Origin of the sequence: Spirosoma soli (genome assembly GCF_042684525.1) — a bacterium.
Classification (GTDB): domain Bacteria; phylum Bacteroidota; class Bacteroidia; order Cytophagales; family Spirosomataceae; genus Spirosoma; species Spirosoma soli.
The window spans coordinates 43,342-64,887 of record NZ_JBHULN010000002.1 but is presented as its reverse complement, the minus strand read 5'-3'; the positions used below and the strand labels follow the sequence as shown (position 1 = coordinate 64,887).

The 21,546-nt window shown below is 49.0% G+C and carries 14 protein-coding genes; 5 read left to right on the top strand and 9 right to left on the bottom strand.

Annotated elements, in window-relative coordinates:
- Window positions 1-4: 4 nt before the first annotated feature.
- Window positions 5-1,381, bottom strand: a complete 1,377-nt coding sequence (locus ACFSUS_RS03790) for a M24 family metallopeptidase (protein WP_381519309.1) — start codon at window positions 1,379-1,381, stop codon at window positions 5-7.
- Window positions 1,382-1,600: 219 nt separating this feature from the next.
- Between ACFSUS_RS03790 and ACFSUS_RS03785 the strand changes: the two genes are divergently transcribed.
- The 5 genes from ACFSUS_RS03785 to ACFSUS_RS03765 all read left to right on the top strand — a co-directional run bounded on the left by ACFSUS_RS03785 (window position 1,601) and on the right by ACFSUS_RS03765 (window position 7,840).
- Window positions 1,601-4,315 (top strand): DUF5686 and carboxypeptidase regulatory-like domain-containing protein, encoded by a 2,715-nt coding sequence (locus ACFSUS_RS03785; RefSeq protein WP_381519306.1) that lies wholly within the window; start codon window positions 1,601-1,603, stop codon window positions 4,313-4,315.
- A 97-nt stretch (window positions 4,316-4,412) separates the two neighbouring features.
- A complete protein-coding gene (locus ACFSUS_RS03780) occupies window positions 4,413-5,036 on the top strand; it encodes an REP-associated tyrosine transposase (protein ID WP_381519303.1) in 624 nt (207 codons plus the stop codon).
- A gap of 72 nt (window positions 5,037-5,108) precedes the next feature.
- Entirely contained in the window at window positions 5,109-6,206 is a 1,098-nt protein-coding gene (locus ACFSUS_RS03775; protein WP_381519301.1) for a glycoside hydrolase family 5 protein, read from the top strand.
- 111 nt (window positions 6,207-6,317) lie between these two features.
- Entirely contained in the window at window positions 6,318-7,235 is a 918-nt protein-coding gene (locus ACFSUS_RS03770) for a metallophosphoesterase family protein (protein ID WP_381519298.1), read from the top strand.
- Between the two features lie 110 nt (window positions 7,236-7,345).
- On the top strand, window positions 7,346-7,840 hold the full coding sequence (locus tag ACFSUS_RS03765) for an MOSC domain-containing protein (RefSeq protein WP_381519297.1): 495 nt from the start codon (window positions 7,346-7,348) through the stop codon (window positions 7,838-7,840).
- Here the strand turns inward: ACFSUS_RS03765 and ACFSUS_RS03760 are convergent.
- The 8 genes from ACFSUS_RS03760 to ACFSUS_RS03725 form a co-directional block, all read right to left on the bottom strand.
- Entirely contained in the window at window positions 7,827-8,609 is a 783-nt protein-coding gene (locus ACFSUS_RS03760) for a peptidase associated/transthyretin-like domain-containing protein (RefSeq protein ID WP_381519295.1), read from the bottom strand. The two genes, ACFSUS_RS03765 and ACFSUS_RS03760, sit on opposite strands and share 14 nt — an antisense overlap.
- Before the next feature lie 60 nt (window positions 8,610-8,669).
- Entirely contained in the window at window positions 8,670-9,332 is a 663-nt protein-coding gene (locus ACFSUS_RS03755) for an HAD family hydrolase (RefSeq protein ID WP_381519292.1), read from the bottom strand.
- Window positions 9,333-9,426: 94 nt separating this feature from the next.
- The gene (locus ACFSUS_RS03750; protein WP_381519289.1) at window positions 9,427-11,844 is read right to left on the bottom strand and encodes an endonuclease MutS2; all 2,418 of its coding nucleotides are present in this window, start codon (window positions 11,842-11,844) and stop codon (window positions 9,427-9,429) included.
- Window positions 11,845-11,971: 127 nt separating this feature from the next.
- Window positions 11,972-13,159: an AGE family epimerase/isomerase gene (locus ACFSUS_RS03745; RefSeq protein ID WP_381520510.1), complete on the bottom strand. Its 1,188-nt coding sequence runs from the start codon at window positions 13,157-13,159 to the stop codon at window positions 11,972-11,974.
- An 89-nt stretch (window positions 13,160-13,248) separates the two neighbouring features.
- On the bottom strand, window positions 13,249-13,512 hold the full coding sequence (locus ACFSUS_RS03740) for a hypothetical protein (RefSeq protein ID WP_381519286.1): 264 nt from the start codon (window positions 13,510-13,512) through the stop codon (window positions 13,249-13,251).
- 214 nt (window positions 13,513-13,726) lie between these two features.
- Complete coding sequence (locus ACFSUS_RS03735) at window positions 13,727-15,472, bottom strand: RagB/SusD family nutrient uptake outer membrane protein (protein WP_381519283.1); 1,746 nt, start codon at window positions 15,470-15,472, stop codon at window positions 13,727-13,729.
- A 66-nt stretch (window positions 15,473-15,538) separates the two neighbouring features.
- Entirely contained in the window at window positions 15,539-18,874 is a 3,336-nt protein-coding gene (locus ACFSUS_RS03730) for a SusC/RagA family TonB-linked outer membrane protein (RefSeq protein WP_381519279.1), read from the bottom strand.
- Between the two features lie 900 nt (window positions 18,875-19,774).
- A complete protein-coding gene (locus ACFSUS_RS03725) occupies window positions 19,775-21,520 on the bottom strand; it encodes a RagB/SusD family nutrient uptake outer membrane protein (protein WP_381519277.1) in 1,746 nt (581 codons plus the stop codon).
- Between the last annotated feature and the right edge of the window lie 26 nt (window positions 21,521-21,546).

The window sequence follows — 21,546 nt, the reverse complement described above, 5'->3', positions numbered from 1 at the left end:
GTATTCATCTTACATACCCCAACTTCCTGGGAATCGTATAAATTTCTGTTTGCCGACCGTCGATGTACCGGAAAGTCTGGCCGTCGAAGAAGCCATCTTCTTCCAGCATGATGCGGATCGTTTTCTTCCAGTCGGGTAGCTCAACGGCTGCGTTGAGTTCAATGGAATAAGCCGTGTTGGCTAGTAAGGGATAGTCACCTGAGCCCGGAACGCCCTTTTGCTGATCCCAGAGCCCGATAGTTGGTCCGGCTGCGTGGCCATGAACGCCAATAGGATGCGAGTAAATCGTGCCGCTGATGCCTTCTTTTTTAGCTTGGTCTAAAGCCGCTAACAGCATCTGATTACCTGTTTTGCCGCCTTTGAACTGCTCAGTCAGAATATCCTGCAAGCGATTGCCTTGTTTGAATGCGGCTTTGAGGGCTTCAGGTACGTCAGTTTCGCCAGCACGTAGTACGTAGGCGTGTTGTTGCTGATCGGTGTTCAGCCGAAGATACGTAATGCCAAAGTCCACGTGTAATAAGTCACCGGGCATAATAACCTGCTTGTCGGGTCGCTTCGAAAAGGTACGGAGGTGATTGAAGTCTTGGCTCGGTCGGGATGCCGCATCACCGTCGCCACGGTCGGCGCGTTGAACGTCTACCGTTGGATGAAACCACGTATCAAGTCCTAAGTTCGTGATGCGCTGACGAAACCACCAGACCACATCATCCGTCGTCGTTACGCCCGGCTGAATGACCTGCTCGGAGAAACCTTCCTGAATAATTTGGTGCGATAAGCGGCAGATGAGCGGGTAAATAGCCATCTCTTTTTCTGTCCGCGTTTCGAGCCAGCCAACAGCCACTTTTTCGGCTGAAACAATACGTTTCTGATACTCGGCAGGTAGTTTTTCGAGTAGCTCTTTATGTTCGGTGAACGACATGCCGTCGGCGTGAGCATAGGTTGCGGACATGTCTAGCCCGATCTTCTTCGGCTTTCGGTCTTCAATTATTTTCACGAGGGCTTCCCACTGGTTCGGTCGCACATCGATATCCCACGCCCCTTTGAGTAGATTACCAACGTCATAACGGGCAATGGCTAATTTCTCCACGTCCTTGCCATTGTCAAAGAACACAATGATAGTTCGCCGACGCGCTGATAGCCAGGTCGATGGCAACATAGTGCGTAAAACGGGATCTTCATTGTACTCTCGGGAAATGATCACCCACATATCCAGCCCTTCCCGGCGCATGAGCTGAGGCAGCAAGTTCGTAAAGCGATCTTCGAGGATCTCGTCGACAACGCGGGCGCGTTCGCGTTCGGGAAGCACGGGCGAAGATGGCTGGGCAAGAGCTCTGGTGATGGTAAGCAAAACAAACAGGAATGGGTAGATTCGTTTGAGCATAATGGTAGGCAGAACACTGTTTCTGGCAAGATACACAAAGACGTTATAGTTTTTTAACACCACAGGCAGGCAACGCTTCGATAATTACATGCATCTTCGGATTACCGGTGAAATGATTAACTCTTTTTTATTAATTGTCTGAAATTGACTGTTTGTGGATGAAATGCCACCACGCTTTCGTTAGTTTGTTACATTCGGTTTGAAGTCAGCCTGCTGTTCATGAAAACACTCGTACTAACATTATTGATTCTTTGTGGCCTTACGACAGCCTGGGCACAAACCAGTTCTACCGGACTGCGAGGCACGGTCAAAAGCGCTGGAGGAGAAATGCTACCTTATGCAGCTATTGTGGTCAAGGGTACCGCAAACGGCACCATTACTAATGCGGAAGGCCGCTATGAAATCGGGTTGGCACCAGGTAAATACACGATTGTCTTTCAGTTTCTAGGCTTTCAATCCGTGCAAAAACCAGTGGAGGTGACCACTGGCTTTACAACATTAGATGCTACGCTGGAAGAGCAAGCCTTTCGGTTAGCGGAGGTGCAGACTAAGGCCGGTAACGAAGACCCCGCTTACACTATTATGCGTCGGGCCATTGCCAAAAGCCGGTTCCACCAGTTACAGGTGCAGCGTTTTAAAGCGCGGGTTTATACAAAATCGTCGTTTACCGTAACCGATTTACCCAACCTGGCCGAAATGGCGTTTCGCAAACAATTAAAAGAGGCTGAGAAGGAAGCTAATTTCAAAGTAGGCGTCCCTATCTTAAACGAAACCGTGTCGGAGGTGTCGTTCACGCAGCCGAACACGTATCGCCAGCGCATCATTGCCAACCGTAACTCGCAGGGCGACTTTTTGAGCCCAAGTCAGTTTTATAACGCCAGTTTCTATAGTCCCACCGTGGCTGGCGCGGTTTCTCCATTATCGCCTAAAGCGTTTGCCTATTACAAATTTGAGTACAAAGGAACGTACCGGGAGCAGGGACCGAACGGCACTCCGGTGGAGGTTAGTAAAATTCAGGTTATTCCGCGGCAGTATGGCGAAGGCGTATTTCGAGGGACAATCTATATAATTGAAAACACCTGGGCCATTCATAGCCTTCAGCTTGAAACCGTGAATAATATAGGTATCTCATTCACCGTCAGACACATTTGTAGCCCTGTTCAAGGCGTCTGGATGCCAACAAACCAGCGATACAATGGGAGCGGGGCGTACCTGGGCGTAAAGGCGAATGGGCAGTACGTTCGAAGTTTGACGTTCAGCGAGTTTGTGGTTAATCCGGCGTTTGTTGAAGACATCGAAGTAGCCGACGAAAAGAAAGGACCGCCCGCTCAGACATTGTCTAAAGGCGATATCAAAGGCAAGCAGTTCGACGAACTGGTGAAAAAGCAAAAGGAGTTCTCAACCAAGAACCTCCGCCAGCTTGTCAAGGAATATGAAAAGCAGGAAAAACAAGCTCGTAAAAATCGGAAAGAGGACGTAACAGTCGTGCGAGATGATTCACTGGTCGTGGACTCGCTCGCCCGCAAACGGTCGAACGTGTTCTGGGATTCGTTACGGTCGGTACCGTTAACGACGGCCGAAGTCAGGAGTTACCGAAAAGCCGATAGCCTTGGACTCGTTCGGGAAGTTAAAGCACCAAATGATACAACAAAACAGGATAGCACGCAGAATAAGAAAAACCCTAACAAGTTCGCGTTAGGGCAATTGCTGGGTGGCCATACCTGGCGGCTAACCAGACGTAGCTCGCTGATTTATACCAGTCCACTGGCGCGTGTCGAGTACAATACGGTTGAAGGGTACTCGCTGGAGGGGGCGTTAAACCTGCGTTATCGCGCAAAAGTGGATTCGGTGAATCGGTTTACGCAGATTCCACTGGGCGAGTGGAACATTGGGGGTACGGGGCGCTATCAATTCGGCCGAAAGCAGTTTGTGGGTTACGGACTAGCCAGCTACCAATACAAAACGACGCGCCTGGCGCTTTCGGGGGGGCGGTATTTGTATCAATTCAACCCCGATAACCCCATCAGCCCGTTCCTGAACACCTTAACGTCGTTGTTATTCGAGCAGAATTTTGCAAAACTATATCAGAAGGATTTTTTGAATCTGACCATCAATGTATCGCCGTTTAAGGAGCGCCTGAAACTATCAGGTAGCCTGGAGTACGCTGAACGTACCGAATTGGCTAATTACAGAGAAGATCTCAAGCCGTGGATCAACTGGCGGAACCGCACCTATACGTCGAATCGGCCTGAAAATGCCGAAGTAGTCACAACGGCATTTCCGACGCATCAGGCGGTGGTATTGAGTCTGACCGCGTCGGCCCGACTTGGCGCGACACAGTACACCATCCGCAACGGTCGGCGCATAGCCCGGCGCGATAACGACAGCCCCTTGCTAACGGTAAATTACCGCAAGGGCATTTCAGGTATTGCCGGTTCAGATGTTGATTATGACTTTCTGCAAGCGTCGATTAGTCACTCCTTCGAGACGGGTATCCGCAGCCGGTTAAATTATCAGCTAAGTGCCGGTACGTTCTTTAATGATCGGGCCTTGTATTTTCCTGATTTTAAACATTTCGCCGGAAATCAATTCTTCTTCCAGCAAGGTGATGTAGTTTCCAGCTTCCGGCTATTGCCTTATTACCAATATAGCACGGCCCAACGGTTCGCGGAGGGGCATGTGCTGGCTGAGTTTCGCAAGTTCCTGATTACACAATTGACCGTTGTCCGGCTAATCGGTTTGAAAGAAAACCTGTTCGTGCATTACCTCTACACGCCCACCTCAAAAAACTACGCCGAAGTGGGTTACGGTCTGGATGGCCTGATTCCGCAAGTGTTGCCCTTCTTCCGGGTTGAGGTGATCTCGCAGTGGCAGGACGGTAACTACAACGGTTTGGGCTTCCGGATAGGAACGACTCTTAAGTTCGGGCGGTAAACCGTAGCCTGGACGGCCACGTCCGGGTGGGAATAGTGACATACTACACACCCGGACGTGGCCGCTGGGACGCCAGCCCGGCCAGGCTACGGTTCAGATGCAAACTCACTACCAGCGTAACTTACCTCACATTCTTCCACCCGGCGAAAGTATCTTTATTACGTATCGGCTGGCAGGCTCGATACCTGCTGATATATTATTAAAGTTCCTTGAGGAAAAACAGACTGCTTTGAGACAGATAGCTCAGGCAGGCAGCGATGAAGCCGCCCTCCGAAAGACTCAATACGACGAAGAAAAACGCTATTTTGCCCGCTTTGACAAGTATTTGGACAGTACTGACAAGGGCCCTGACTGGTTGAAATTACCCTCTGTTGCTGGGGTAGTAAAAGAAGGACTTCATCATCGTGATGGTGAGGATTATGACTTACATGCCTATTGTCTCATGTCGAACCACGTACATTTACTTGTCACAATTCGTCATGAACATCGGCCTTTCCATGCAACCATAAAATCGTTAAAAGGCTATTCCGCTCGGAAGATAAATGAATTGCTCGACCGAACTGGACAACCCTTTTGGCACCCTGAGAGTTATGATCACGTCGTAAGAAGTCAGGAAGAATTTAAACGAATTGTGGCCTATATTCTTAATAATCCGGTGAAAGCAGGATTAGTTGAAGCATGGGAAGACTGGCCGCACAGCTATCTTGCTGATTTCTTGTAGCCTGGACGGCCACGTCCGGGTGGGAATAGTGACATACTACACACCCGGACGTGGCCGTCCAGGCTACTGGTTATGCATCGTCGTTCATTCATTCAAACCTCTCTCTCCGCTGCTGCTGGATTGAGTCAACTCGCGCCCGCTATGGCAGACGCTGCTAACTGGACTTTGCCTGATCCTAAGCCCAATAAACTGCCTCGTTGGCGAGGTTTTAACCTACTCGAAAAATTCGTGGCGGGTAAAACCGGGCCCGAACCCGAAGGCCCCTACCAGGAGCGGGATTTTGAATGGATTGCCAAATGGGATTTTAATTTTGTTCGGTTACCCATGTCGTACCATTGCTGGGCCACGCCTGATCCGGCGCACTGGACTGAACTGAACGAGCGAGTGCTGAAAGAGGTTGATGACGCCGTTAACTACGGAAAACAGCATAGGATTCATGTCAATCTGAATTTGCACCGGATTCCGGGTTATTGCGTTAATCCGCCTGCCGAACCACTCAACCTCTGGACCGACGAACGGGCACTGGAAGCCGCTGTATTTCATTGGAAACACTTCGCTGAGCGCTACAAAGGCAAACCTAACCGTGAGGTTTCATTTGACCTGATTAACGAACCGAACACGACCGAAGAAAACTACATTCGCGTTGTGACGGCGTTGGTTGAGGGCATCCGATCGGTTGATCCAGATCGACTGATCATTATTGACGGTTTACAATTTGGTAATCAACCGGTGTTCAAACTGGCTGATCTTAAGTTGGGCCAGAGCACACGCGGTTATCTGCCCATGAATGTCAGTCACTATAAAGCTGAATGGGTGCCCATGCTCAAGGATTTGCCGCCCCCAACATGGCCTGCTCATTGGATGAATGTGACCTGGACGGCTGAAACGCTACGAAAGTTTTCTATTGAGCCGTGGAAAAAGCTGCAAAAAGAGGGCGTTGGCGTACACGTTGGCGAGTGGGGGTGCTTCAATAAGACGCCCCATGACATTGCCCTGCGTTGGATGGAGGATCAGCTGAAGCTTTGGAAAGACGCCGGTTGGGGATGGTCGCTTTGGAATTTTCGGGGAGCGTTCGGCATTCTCAACAGCGACCGGGCCGATGTATCGTACAAAGAATATCAGGGCGAGCAATTAGATGAACAGATGCTGGCGCTGCTGCGGAAATATTGATTTTATATGAACAGTCGGCGTTCATATTAGCTGATTATCTAATACAATCATAAAACTTGTTTAACACCTTCTTCATCAACGAGTCCGTACTTTGCGCAAACCAATGTACGCATGAATCGTCGAGACGTAGTAAGGCGAGTGGGTGCGGGCCTTGCGGCTCTTTCTGTCAATAAGTGGGCGGCTGCTCAGCCAACCTCTTCCCCAAGTCGGTCACTTCGAATTGCTCACCTGACCGATGTCCATGTTCAACCGCTGGTTGGAGCAGCCAAAGGCTTCGAAAAATGTCTCCACCACGTACAAGCCCTCAACGATAAACCCGACTTAATCATCAACGGGGGCGACGCCATCATGGAAGCACACGGTCGCGGACAAGACAGTGTTAAACGGCAATGGCGACTTTACCAGGACGTAATCCGCAGCGAAAATGCGCTACCCATGATAAGCTGCGTCGGGAATCACGACATCTGGTGCCGTCAGGAAACGAAAACTTGCTTTGACGAAGGGCGTCAATGGGCCATGGACGAGCTACAAATGGCCAAACGGTATTACAGTCTCGACCGCAATGGCTGGCATATCATCATGCTGGACAGTGTACAGCCCAAGGCAGATGGGAGTTGGTATACCGCTCATTTGGACGACGAACAGTTTCATTGGTTAGAAGCCGATTTGAAAGCAACGCCAGTCACTACGCCCGTGCTCGTTGTTTCGCACGTTCCTATTTTGGCCGCTTGTGTGTTTTTCGATGGGCAACGTTTCGCGGGCGAAAACTGGAACGTTCCTGCTCGCTGGATGCACAGCGACACGGTTCGCATCACTGACCTGTTCCATCGGTATCCTAACGTCAAATCGGCCTTAAGCGGCCACATCCATCTGGTTGACCGCGTCGATTACAATGGTGTTACGTATTACTGCAACGGCGCGGTAAGCGGAGCCTGGTGGTTTGGTAAGTATCACCACACGGCCGCTGGCTATGCCGTCGTCGATTTATTCGATGACGGATCAGTTGTGAACACGTATGTGAACTATTAGTCTGAACCGGGATTTATAGGATTAGGAAGATTTGTAGGATTTTGTAAAAGATCATGCCTGAAAAAATAGAATCCTTGCATCCATCCTATTAAAGTCCCGGTTCAGACGACATGCAAAATATCAAAGATTTATTCGACGTGTTTCCGCGTCTTGGGCGGGTAGAATGGATTGGTATTCGCCCCGAACGGCGCGGACCCGTCGAGGTTGTTGAATCCGTTAACGTTTCGGAAAAGAAGGGACTTATCGGTGATCATTATAGTGGACAAAGTGGTAACCGACACGTTACGCTCATACAAGCCGAACACTTGCCGGTAGTCGCGGCTCTAACAGGCCGGGATATTCTTGACCCGGCTTTACTGCGTCGTAATATTGTAATATCAGGGTTGAACCTGTTAGCTTTAAAAGACCACCAGCTACAAATTGGTGACGTAGTACTGAAAGTTACGGGGCAGTGCCATCCCTGCTCAAAGATGGAAGCAACGCTGGGACCGGGCGGTTACAACGCTATGCGCGGCCACGGCGGCCTGACGGCGAAGGTGATTCAGGGTGGGGTAATCGGTGTGGGCGACGCGGTAGTTGTCCTTTCTGTGACTACTTCTGCTTAGACGCATCTGCCGGATCGGCCGAGATTCGACTAGGGCGATTGAAGCCGTTGCGATAACGGTTGCGTAATTGCTGAATCGTATTAATTAAGTCGTAATCCGAAGCTTTGAGCAGAAAGTCATCGTCCAGATCACAAAAATCCTGAAAGTGGTCAATGTCTTCGCCTTTTAAGTCAGTCGCCTGATCCACTAGCAGGCGGAATCGCTCGATAGCAAGCGCGTGTCGCCGATCCTGCTGCATGATGTAGTAGGCTTTCCGGTCTGACTTTGGGCGTTTACCAAATAGTTCATAGAGCAATGTAATACCGGCTCCATCGGCAACCCGGTCGAACGCTTGCTCACCCGTTACTTTTTTGGAGGCCGTTGGTTCAGCTAAAACATCCTGGATTTCTCGCTTGACCTCTTCGTAGCGCTTAGCCGTTACCGTTACTTCGGCCAGATCGACGATGCGGTAGGGCAGCGGAGGTAAAGCCCGGGCAACGATGGTAGGATTCTCTGCGCCATCATACTTAATACCCGTGCGGTTATAAAGCTGGCTGGTCAGAATGAGCGAATCACCAGGTTGAATAGTTAAAAAAAAACGTCCGGCTGAATTCGTTTTGGCACGTTGGCGGGTGCGCTGGTTAATGACGGTTGCCTTATCGACACCCTGTTTTGTTGTTTGGTCGATAACCGTCCCGATTACATACTTACCCTGACCTTGCGCCCATACGCTGCCTGACCAACTTAATAGGCTAACTAAGCACAATATCAAGAGTCTTTTGTAGGGCATAACGCAACAAGGTAATTCACAAAATTAGGTGATCTTCAGGGCTGATAAATTTTAATCGCGTTAAAAAACGTTAATCAGTCGCTGGATTCGGTTGAGTGTCATTTCGCTAAAGTTTTGAATAACATCGTCAACAAAAGGACGTAATTCGTCAGGCGTCTGAGTCGTAGCAACACCGATAACGTAAGCTCCTGACGCTTTGGCCGCCTGAATCCCCGTCATTGAGTCTTCAAAAATGACGCTCTCTCCCGGAGCAACGCCCAGCAATGCCATGGCTTTCTGATAAATTTCAGGATCTGGCTTAGGGTGACTAACCATACTCTCATTCAATAAGGCGTCGAAGTAAGGTTGCAGATGTAACGCTTCGATGACAAAGTTAAGGTTCTCGACCGGAGCAGATGTCGCTACTGCGGTTAGAACATTAGCCGCTTTCAACGCCTTAAGAAAATCAACAATACCCGGAACGGGTGTAATATCCGGACGGTACAGTTCCCGAAACAGCGCTTCTTTTTCGTGTCCCAGGCGCAGTACTTCCTCGGGTGTTAAGGTCTTACCTGCAAAGAGGTGAGCGACAATATCAGTGTTGTGCTTACCGGAAACGTGTTGCACAAAATCGGCGTCGCTCAGCGTCTTGCCATACTTCTGATAATACTGGCGCCAGGCAATGCGGTGATGTGGATTGGTGTCCACAATCACGCCGTCCATATCAAAAATTACTGCTTTCATAGTGTATAGAAACACGGAGAAACAGAGAATGCACAGAGCAAACAGAGTTTCTTTGTGGTCTCTGTGCATTCTCTGTTTCTCCGTGTTTAGCTTTTTATTTCATTTTTACAATCGTAACCCCAGCGCCACCGCGGTCGGCGTGTTCGTCTTCCATACGAGCGACCTGTTTGTAGCCACGCAGGTGATTTCGTACGAGTGTCCGCAAGATGCCGTCGCCTTTCCCGTGCACAATACGTAACTCGGGGTAGCCCAGCATCAATGCATCATCGAAGAAGCGATCAACTTCGCCGAGGGCTTCTTCGCCCCGTTTACCCCGAATGTCGAGATTAAAGCTGAAATTCTGCATCTTCTCGTTCATGTCGACGCCCCGACTACGCGGACGATCGTCTCTGGTTTCGGTCGCGTCCTTAAACGTCTTCTTGCTAACTTTCTCAAGTCGGCTCAGCTTCACGTTCGATTTCAGGTCGCCAATGCGAATTTCAGCGTCTTTGCCCCGTATGGCCAATACTTCACCAATGGCGTTCTGTCCCGCAATACGGACATAGCTGCCAGCGGTAATGGCTCCGTTATCTGCTACAAATTCTTCTTCAATTTGTTTAGGCTGTTCGGCTACCAGCGTTTCAGGCTTCAACTGTTTTTGCTCGAATTGCTCCAGTTCTCTTCTGACCTGCTTGGTGGCTTCGCGTTCGGCTTTATTCTCCTTAATCTCACGGATTGTATTCTCAATGCGCTGATTCGCTTCCTGAACCAGTGTTTTAGCCTTCTGCTTAGCGTCGTTGACAATCTTCTTCTGGTCGTTGTCGAGACGCGTTTTCAACGCGGTATATTCGGCGAGTTGCTGAGCAAGTTTTCGTTGGTTAATGCTAATCTCCAGGTTCTTTTCCGAGAAAACACGCTTCTCAATGTCCAACTCTTTTAACAGCTTCTCGAAATTCACCTGCTGGCTACCTAGCTTCTCTTTCGCCCGGTCGATGACGCCTTTCGGTAAGCCAATCTTCTGCGCAATTTCAAAGGCAAACGAACTACCCGGACGTCCGATCTCCAATTGATAAAGTGGTTCGAGATTCTCACCGTCAAAACGCATAGCTCCGTTGATCAGGCCCGGTGTTTTGTCGGCAAATACTTTCAGGTTGGTGTAGTGCGTATTGATGACGCCATATGCTCCTGATTTATTCAAATCCTCCAGAATCGATTCAGCAATGGCACCACCTAAACCGGGCTCTGTACCCGTTCCGAATTCATCAATCAGAAACAAGGTCCGCTTGTTGGCTCCGATCAGAAACTGCTTCATCGCCGTCAGGTGTGATGAATACGTACTGAGGTCATTTTCCAACGATTGTTCGTCACCAATGTCAATGAACAAATTCTGGAATACACCCATCTCAGAGTAGTCAGCCATAGGCACAAGTAAACCACATTGAAGCATGTATTGCACGAGCCCGATGGTTTTTAGCGCCACGGACTTACCACCCGCGTTCGGTCCGGAGATGATCAGGATACGTGCTTTTTCATCAAGGCGTACGCCAAGCGGTACCACTGTTTTTCCTTGCTTTTGGAAGGACAGATGCAGCAATGGGTGCCGGGCGTTAATCCAGTTAAGTAGCGGCCGTTCGTGCAGTTTAGGCATAATAGCGTCTAGCTGAATAGCCAGCTTGGCTTTCGCCCGAATGAAGTCAATTTGAGCCAGGAAGTTAACCGATTTTTTCAGGTCATCCAGATGGGGGCGGATCTGGTCAGTCAGCGCAAGCAGGATGCGGTATATTTCACGCCGTTCTTCGTACTCCAGCTCGCGAATCTCGTTGTTGGCGTCGAACACTTCGGCCGGTTCCAGAAACACCGTTTGCCCCGTCTGCGATTCGTCGTGCACGAAGCCCTTGATTTTCCGTTTATGTTCGGCCGCAATTGGAATGACCAGTCGTCCTCCGCGAACCGTCAGCGACAGATCGTCGGGAATCCAGCCATTTTGGCGGGCCTGCCGCAAAATGCTGTCGAGCCGTTTGCGAAGGTTAGCCTGCTCGCTGATGATACGTCGACGAATGCTGGCTAACTCGGGCGAGGCCGAATCGCGGACAAGCCCCCGATCATCAATCACACGTTCGATGGCGTCGGTCAGTTTCTTATCTACACCGATTGGATCCGCCAGCTCTTTCAAAAAAGGGAAAGCGGTTTCGTCATCGCGTTTGCTCAAAAAACGCAGACAATCCTGAATGGTACGTAATGCCAGTTTCAGGTCGAAGAATTCGGCTTCGGTTAGCGCCAGGCCTTCGACCCGGGCGCGGTTGAGGTGCGGGCGAACGTCAATGTAATTACTGCTCGGGAAATCGGGCTCGTACTGAACGATTTGCTTAAACTCGGCCGTTTGGCGTAATAGCTTATCAATCAGTTGAACATTATCAGTAAAGCGAATCTTCTCAACATAATCTTGTCCCAATGGGCTGACACAAGCGTCTTTGAGTCGTTCGCGAATGGTATCAAAACCTAGTTTATTCTCTAGCGTATTGGGGTAAAGCATTAATCAGATAGTAAAGGGCATTGGATTAAGGGCGCCCTATCTATATGAATAACGTTTGGCAAGGGCAGTGGGTTCGAACATAACTATATAGTTGGCTATGAGGTAATAGGTAATTTGGGGGCTACCTTCAACGTATGTGTTCTAGTCTATCCAGCATTTCCAGGCACGCCCGGCTGTTGTGATAAGAACACTTCCACATGCTGATTTTATCTCTGCCCATTACCTTGTGTTCGGCGTCGACGCCCATGAACCACTCGCCGTTTTTCGTGTCGAGCAGGTATTTTTTGATAAACTCCCAACTCTGCATCGACTTATCGAGAAACTGCTTCTCGTGGGTTAACTGATACGCATTCATGAAGCCAACCATTGCCTCGGCCATTACCCACCAGGAGCGTTCCTGGTTAAGGTGCCCATCCGGGTCCAGTTCGTAATTCATGCCGCCATCCGGCGCCAGGCCGTCCGAAGCTGCCCGGGCCATTTTAACGCCAAGGTCATGTATTGTTTTTTGCAACGCTTTGTCACCAAGTACGTCGGCGGCTTCGGGCAGGAGCCAGGAGGCTTCAATGTCGTGACCGTACGAGATGGCCGTTTTACGTACTTCCCAATCGTCGTTCATGAACAGGTTCATGCGGTACGTTTTCGGATCGACAATGTGCTTCTGAAACATATCCAGCATGCCACGGATCTGTTGATCGACCGACTTGTCGGGCCATACACGATACAGGTTTGAGAAGGCCTCCAAAATGTGGAGGTGTGTATTCATCGTCTTGGTTTCCTGATTCTCGCGTTTGCTCAGGATATAATTGTCAGCCTCTGACCAGTCGCGCGCTAATGCTTCATGATATCCTCCTTTTTTAGAGTCATAAGCATGCTTCACCATTAGTTGAAACAGGTCTTTAGCCATCTTGAGCGCTTCGGCATTATGGGTGGCGTGGGCGTACTCGCTGAGACCATACAGCGTAAAGGCTTGTCCGTATAACTGTTTGACGGTTTGTTTGGGTTGTCCTTTCGCATCAACTGACCAGTATACGCCCCCATATTGAGGGTCAATGAAATACTGTTTGATGTATTGAAAAGACTTATCTGCCGTGGCTCGGTAGTCGTCGTGTTGTGTGTGCCGTAAGGCGGCTGAAAAGGTCCACAGAATACGGCTATTTAAGACAATGCCTTTGTCGGCGTTCGGATCGGGCCGGTTTTGATAATCGACACGGCCATAGAAGCCACCATTGGTAGGATCAGGGGCGTAACGCTCCCAATAGGCAAGAATATCTTTATGCTCCTGTCGGAGTTCGGCACGAAACTGTTTGAGATCAATGGCCATAAAAAATGCGTGTTTGCAAGATCATCGCTATACAGATGAAAATTACAAACACGCAAAAACTACTGATACTAAATTGACCTTTACTAATGCTTTCGGCTGCCATTCCGGCTGCTGCTGTGCCCTGAGTGGCCATGACCACCACGTTCTTCGGCGAGTTCGGCTTTGCTCTTCTCAGTCAGTACGTGATCTTCTTCGGGCCCCTGTTTGCTTTTATTAGAAGGCTGCATGGTCCGTTCACCGTTGGGACGAGTAAAGCTTGTATCGTGGAAGTCATGCTTCCGAGTCCGTTCCGAATGTGGCTGCTCATCTTTAGAGCCAGGCTGGTTTGTGGTTTTATTGTTAGCCATAACGTTGTTGTCTAGTTACTGTGTAGGCTAATAACCGCACGAAAAAACTATTGTTCATGGAAATTGTACCTAGTCGACCAATAGTGTAGATTGTTTTCGGAGGTTGCGCTAGTAATCAGGCTATTTAAGGCATGGATAGTCACTGAACTACAATCTGGTATAAATAAAATGCCTCTCCCAAGAATTCAGGAGAGGCATTGCTTGAGTTGAGGAATTAATAGCCAGGATTTTGCTTTAGTACTTCCTTGCCTTGTAAATCTATCTGTGTCTGTGGAATTGGCAGATACTCATCCTTATTGGCCCTAAATCGCGCTCCGCCCAGGGTTGTCGGTAATTTAGTGCCTTCGTAAGCAAAGTAAGCATTAAGGGTTGGCTCAGCAATGCCCCAGCGAACCAGATCAAAGAAACGATGCCCCTCGTCGCCCAGTTCCAGGCGACGCTCAAACCGGACGGCTGTGCGAGCGGACTCCTTCGTGGCAAATACAGATGCAGGGTAGGGTGAGATTACATAATTAGCTGCTGGTTTGCCATCAGCCCGAACAACGTAACCTGATGGATTAGCCGCCCGGTTACGTACCATATTCGTATACTCAAGGGCTTTATCTAGCGAGCCAATCTCAATTTCGACTTCGGCAGCCATCAATAAAACGTCGGCAAAACGGATGATAGGAACGTTCAGCGCTGTGTAGCCGGGTGTCCATGAGCTGTTATCCTGTAGCGATCCGCGATCCGATTTATAGTACGTGAACTTCTTCGGCGAGTAAGGGCCTCCGTTGGGCTGGTTACGAATCCAGTCAGCACCTGGGTGATCCTGCCAATCAAGGTAAGGAATGCCGCGACGGCCTACCGTATGGTCAAGGCGGGGGTCTAGATTGCCAGCATCAGGGGTGAAGGCATCTTTTGAGAGAACACCCATGTCATTTTTAACCTGATTATCCCCCGTGTTGTATGAGCCATCCAGTAATGGTAAACCATTGGCTGTTGTCCGGAACGAGTTTACATATTCAAAGCTGGGCTGGTTAAATCCGCAGCAGTTTCCTGGGCCGTTCGGTCCCGTATTGTAGGGGTAATTCAGGTCAAACTCCGGGTTTGCGTTGTTGGTGCTACCGGTGTTAGCCGCGGCCTGAATGGCAAAAATGGATTCCTCATTATTATCATTCGAAGCTCTGTACAGATCAGCAAACTTTGGTACCAATCCGTACTTCTTGCCATTCGATGTTTTTCCGCTGGCAATAACGAGGTCGAATAAGGTTTTGGCATCCGCGTATTTCTTCTGGTAGAGATATACTTTCGCCAGCATAGCTGCAGCTGCCCATTTATTTACCCGGCCAGCCGCTGCCTGTGTTTCAGGCAGGTTCTCGTAGGCGAACTTAAGCTCAGCTTCGATCTTTGGGTATAAATCAACCGTGTTTGACACCTTTTCGATACCTGTGCCGTAGTCGACTGTTTCATCAATAAAGGGTGTGTTATTGAAAAGCCGCTTTAACTCAAAGTAGTAGAAACCCCGTAAGAAACGAGCTTCCGCTGTTATGCGTTTTTTGTCATCAGCTGTAACGTCGGGTCCGGCTGTTGCCAGCAGTCGTAAAGTAGCATTAGCCCGGCTAATTCCTTCGTACTTTCGCTGCCATGTCTGACCAAGCTGATCGGAGGTCGAGATGGTTTCAAACCGCTGCAATGGGTTAATACTTGAGAAGTCACCTGGGTCAGTACCTTTATTGGCATCACCTCCGCGAATGCCACCCCATACCCAGTTTGAGGCTGATGCCAGGCGTTCGCCACGACCACTCAGCATCGAGTAAACAGAGATAAGAGAGCCTTCAATACCTGCTTTAGTGCTTAGCAGAGTGTTACTCAACTGACCCGTTACCGGTACTTCCAAAAATTTATCTTTACAGGCAACTGCTGCAACCGACAATGCAACCGTTACCCCAATAATTGAGAATTTATTGCTGTAGTTCATAATATGATTTAGGGATTTGCCGAGGTCGGCTGGAGAACATCCGACCTCGGTGATCACTTAATTTGATTAGAATCCGATGCTGAGGCCCCCGGTGAATTGCCGTGTGATTGGATAGTTACCTACATCGATACCAAAGTTGGTATCGGCGTTACCACCTACGCTAGGGTCTAAGCCCTGGTATTTAGTGATGGTAAACAGGTTGTTCGTCGATACAAATACGCGCACACGTTGCATTTTCAAACGGCTCAGGAGAGCTGTCGGCAGGTTATAACCAATGGACAGGTTCTGTAGACGGAAATAAGAGCCATCTTCAACGTAGTAAGAGTTCGATTGCGTGTTGGTGCTGAAGTTAGACGCCGACTCAAAAATGGGTACGGTAGCACCCGTATTCTGAGGAGTCCAGGATTCTTTCACCCGTGCACTAATGGCTGCACCGGCAAACGATGGGTAGAAGTCGGTAAACCATTTCGACACGTTAAAAATCTTGTTGCCAATTGAGGTGTATGCATACGTCTCGATGTCGAAGCCTTTATACGTGAACTTAAGCGTGAAGCCACCCGTAAACTTAGGTACCGGGCTACCCAGGTAGGTCCGGTCATCAGCCGTGATTTTGCCATCGCCATTGATATCAGCATACCGGAAACGGCCCTGCGCGGCTCCGTCCTGGAACGTAGCGGCCGTTACTGAAGCTGGGTTCGTTGAGGCAGCTTTAGCGGCAGCAAGGGCTGTTGAATTGGCCGCGTTCACTTCCTCCTGCGACTGCCACAAACCTAGTACTTTGTAGCCGTAGAAAGCAGAAATTGAATAATTCAGCTGGTTCCGGATTGGATTAATACCCCGGAATCCAGGGTTGACGGTTGTTAAATACGTCAGACCAGGGGCCAGGTAGGTGATCTCGTTCTTCAGGAAGCTTCCTGTTACGTTAGCTTCGTAGCCTACATCGCTCCCAATCTTGCCACGGGTAATAATCTGTAAATCTATACCCTGGTTCAGCATCTTGCCTACGTTTACCGACGGAGCAGAAGCATACGTACCAATTACGTCAGGAATGGGAACGGCAAACAACAGGTCGCGCGTGTTTTTCTGCCAGACATCTAAGATGACATCCAGCTTCCCGTTAAAGAAGGTTCCATCTAAGCCAACGTTGATTGTTTCGGATGTTTCCCACTTCGCATCAGGGTTACCAATACGTGACCGATAGTAGCCATCCACTGTGCTGGAGTTCGATCCGTTGATGTCGTAGGCTGAGTTGCCAAGGTTAGCAGCATACAGGCTAAACTGGTTGTTCGGGTCTACGTTGTTCGAGTTCCCCATGATACCGTAGCCACCACGAATCTTCAGGTCGGTAACCCAGGGCAGATTCTTCATGAAGTTTTCTGACGAAATACGCCAGGCCGCCGAAGCCGCTGGGAAAACGCCATACCGGTTGTTGGCACCAAACCGGCTGGACCCATCCCGACGAATCAAGCCAGTAAATATGTACTTGTCATTGTACGAGTAATTAACCCGGCCAAACAACGAGTAGAAGTTAACGCCTAAGCCGTATCCACTGCCGACCGTTCGGCCAGTAGCTGATACTGTGTTGAGCGTAATGTAATTCGGATCGAACGAGAAGGGGTTTTGCCCGTTACCATTCATGTTGCGAGAAACACCGGTGTTCAGCGACTCCTGGCCAACTAATACGTCAACATTATGTATGCCGAACCGGCGTTTGTAGTTAGCTGTGTTGGTCAACACCCACGAGAAAGAATAAGCACTATTTTCGTTATAGCTCGTAGCTGAGTTATTCTCAGAGTTTTCGTACTGCAAACGACCATAACCCACGCCGTAGAAGCTATCGAACTGACCACCTAAGCTACTACGCAGAGTCAGATTGTCAATAGGGTCGTACTCGGCATACAGGTTACCAAAGCCGTTAGCGTTAAAGGCTTTGTTATTATCCTGCCCCTGTCGGCTGGCCACTGGGTTTCGAGGGTTGTTGAAGCCTTTAGCGGCCGTACCGGCATAGCCTCCAAACTCATCATAAACCGGGATGATAGACGGCATCCGGAACGCCTGAAGAATGTCGTTTTCGTCAGCAGCAACGCCTTGTCCACCACTGGCACCGCCCTGCCCACGCACCGAACGATACGTAAACTGGAGGTTTTCGCCAATACGAATGCGCTTTGATATGTCAAATTCGGTGTTTGCCCGGAAGGTATACCGCTTGAAATCGTTAGCAAGCAAAATACCTTGCTGGGTTTGTCCACTCAAACCGATATAATATCGGCTGCTGGCGGTGCCCCCCGAAAAACCAAGTGCATGACGCTGGAGCATGGCCGTGCGAGTGATGGCTTTATACCAGTCAGTGCCTTCTTTGTTGGCCCGCACGGTCTGAAAAACCGAACCCGCTGCTGGGTTATTATTGTAATTTCTACGCGCGTAATCCAGGTCAATATTTCCAACGACACCATAGCTGGTGGTCGGCTTACCATCAGCGCCAGGTCGGGTTGCAATCAGATAATCCGGAATAACCGGACTTGATCCAGTGCCAAATTGTGGGTGGTTATAAACCGGATCTTTACCCGCCTGAAGGCCTGTGTTGCGAAAGGCGTTCCAGGTCCATTGAGCAAATTCGGTTGGGTTCAGCATTTCCTGACCGGTACCCGGATCAGTGATACCAACCTGGCCATCGTAACTGATTGACAGTTTGCGAGCCGTGCGTGAACCTTTCTTGGTTGTGTACACAATTACACCGTTGGCAGCACGGGCCCCGTAGATTGAAGCCGAAGCCGCATCTTTCAATACGGTTGTTGTCTCGATGTCATCAGGTGCTAAGAAATCCGTTGAGGCTACTGGGACGCCGTCAACAACGTTTAGCGGGCCATTACCACCGAAGGCGCCAAAACCACGAACACGAACCTGGCTGGTTGTACCAGGCTGTCCGTTCGAGATCACCGTCAGACCAGCTACACGGCCCTGCAATTGTTGCTCAACGTTGCCAGAGGGTACAACCTGCAATGCCCTCGCTTTTACTGTCGATACAGCACCTGTGGTTTCACGCTTGGTGTCAGTAGTGTAACCTGTTACAACAACTTCCTGTAAGGCCGTGGCATCATCTTCAAGCGTAGCGTTGATTTGCGTCTTATTGCCTACGTTAATCTCCTGAGTTTTGAACCCAATAGCTGATACAACTAGTACAGGGTTGTTGCCTCTTACGTTAATTGCAAAGTTTCCCTCCGCATCGGTGGATGTACCTGTTTGGGTACCTTTTAAAACGACATTCGCACCTGGAACGGCACCATCAACGCCTGTTATTTTACCCGTAATTCTACGGTCTTGTGCAGATGCGTTATGCCCCCAGAGCAGTAAGGCAGTGCATAGTAAGATACCATGTAAAAGCTTGTAAAAGAGTGCTTTCATATAGTTTTGGTTGGTTTAAGATTAGGATAACAAAACAATATTATGAATATTAAATTATAACTCAATCAAGAAATTTTATAAATTAGATTGTATATTTATGACATAATGCTGTTTTATATAAAAAAAATTATACTAAAACTTTTTTTAACTAGTTGGTAATCAACTAGTTAAATTCTAACATTAATAAAATAAGTATAAGTACTTATTTTATTAATGTTATTGTAAAATAATATAGTTAATAATACTTAGTTTATATGTTGCACTGTTTGTTTGTAATTCTACGCTGACATGCATACCTACTATCGTCCTCGCCAGCTTGCGTTCGCTCTTAAATCCGATTTGCTGGCTGAGCCCATATGAAACTTAAGCTTATAGACTGCTTCGGCCAAGATGGAGAAGTTCGGGTATTCGCTCCGGCAAAAAGCGGGGCTAACTACTACAAACCGTTTTGCGTCAAGGCTAGCCTTAGGCCCTACTTCTCAGGGCTATTCTTTCCTGATACGGTGCAGCGCGCTTATACAAACAGGCTAGATTTGTTTTCATTCGTAATTGGAGCAGCGGGCGAAGAGCGGGAAGTAGTTGGCATGCGCTCATTTTTGAACGAGCGGTGCGTGGCCATAATGCTGGAAGGGAATTTTACCTTGGTAGTCAAGTTTTGTGTAATCGGCCTAACCTGTTGGGCTTTGTGGGGCCAAAGTTGAGCTGGTATAGATGAGGATGACAGGCCTGCTGCTTGACACTGTCGGTCGAGATAGCAATTTCTATCAAATCTTGGGACATAAAAAACCATCCAAGTGTAGTTGACGCAACTACACTTGGATGGTTTTCGCTTTCGAGCCAATCCCTCAAACTTCAGGATAACTCATGTTGCTATAAGCTACTAGATCATACTATTGACTCCTAGTAGCCTTTATTCTGAGCCAGGATACCAGGTTGATAATCAATCTGGGTTTGCGGAATTGGCATGTATTCATCACGCCCTGCGGTGAACTTAGCCCCGCTGTAGGCAGTTGATAATTTAGGGCCTTCATAGGCTATAAAGGCATTAAGGACAGGTGCCGCAACGCCCCAGCGAACCAGGTCATAAAAGCGGTGCCCTTCGCCCGATAACTCCAGTTTACGCTCGAACCGAACGGCCGTACGCGCATCATCTTTGCCCGCGAAGGGAGTTGTGTAGGTGTTGATGGCGTAATTAGCAGCGGGGGTACCATTCGCGCGAGTTACGAAACCGGCTGGGTTAGCAGCACGAGTACGGACCTGATTGATGTAATTACGGGCTGTCTCCAGACTTCCTACTTCAATTTCGGCTTCTGCGGCCATTAGCAACACATCTGCGTAGCGAATAATATTATAGTTGATCGCTGAATAACCGTCCGTCCAGGAGCTACCATCCGTTAACGTTTTATCCTGCGATTTATAGAACACAAACTTCTTGGGGGAGTACGGACCAGCAAAGCTCTGGTCACGAATCCAGTCCTGACCGGGGTGATCCTGCCAGTCCAGGTAAGGAATACCCCGGCGACCCACAGACCAGTCCAGGCGCGGGTCAACTGGACCCGTATCGGGCGTAAATGGATCTTTCGACGCAATGCCCTGATCATTTTTGAGTTGGTTCGACCCTGTATTGTAAGAGCCATCCAGAAGGGGCAAGCCATTGGCGTTTGTACGGAACGAGTTCGCTAACTCAAAACTTGGCGGGAAAAAGCCGCAGCAACCAGCGGGGCCGTTTGATCCCGTATTATAAGGAAAGTTTAGTACTAGGTCTGGGTTCGCATTATTGGCGCTACCTGTGTTAGCGGCAGCTTGCGAAGCGAAGACAGTCTCTGAATTTGTATCAGTAGCGGCATTGAAAATATCCGCGTATTTAGCCACCAGTGCATACTTAGTTCCACTAGCAGTAGTGCCATTGGCAATAATTTGATCAAAGAGCGCTTTCGCCTGGGCAAATTTTTGCTGATACATATACGTCTTAGCCAGATAGGCAACTGCCGCCCATTTATTAGCACGGCCAGCGGCTGTTTGTGTTGCTGGTAAGTTATCTTGAGCGTATTGAAAATCAGCCTCAATTTTTGGCCAGATGTCGACGTCATTCTTGACTTTATCGATGCCTGTTCCGTAATCAACGGTTTCGTCCACAAACGGCACCATGTTGAATGAGCGCTTCAACTCAAAATAGTAGTGTGCACGCAGAAAACGCGCTTCAGCGCCAATTGAAGCTTTGTCTGCATCCTGTACATCGGGACCAGGCGTTTTCAAAGCACGTAACACCGCATTCGCCCGGCTAACGCCCTCATACATGGCTTGCCATTTAGCGTTTACTTCTCCACTTGAGGGCAGCAATTGGTATGTTTCAAACGGTGTAAGCGCGTTGAAGTCACCCGAGTTTGAGCCTTTGTTCGCTTCACCTCCCGAAATACTACCCCGTACCCAGTTGTAGGAGCTGGCAGACTGCGAAAAGCCCCGCGCGTTAAGTTGAGCGTATGTACTGATGAGTAACCCTTGAATGCCACTTTTAGAGTATAGACTAGAGTTATCACTTCGAAGCACGCCCGTAGGCTGTTTATCCAAAAAACCTTCTTTACAAGCAAACGTCCCCAGCATAAGCAATGCTGTAGCAACGGTGCCCTTTGTAACTAATCGTTTCATATCTAATTACCCGTAATGATTTAGGT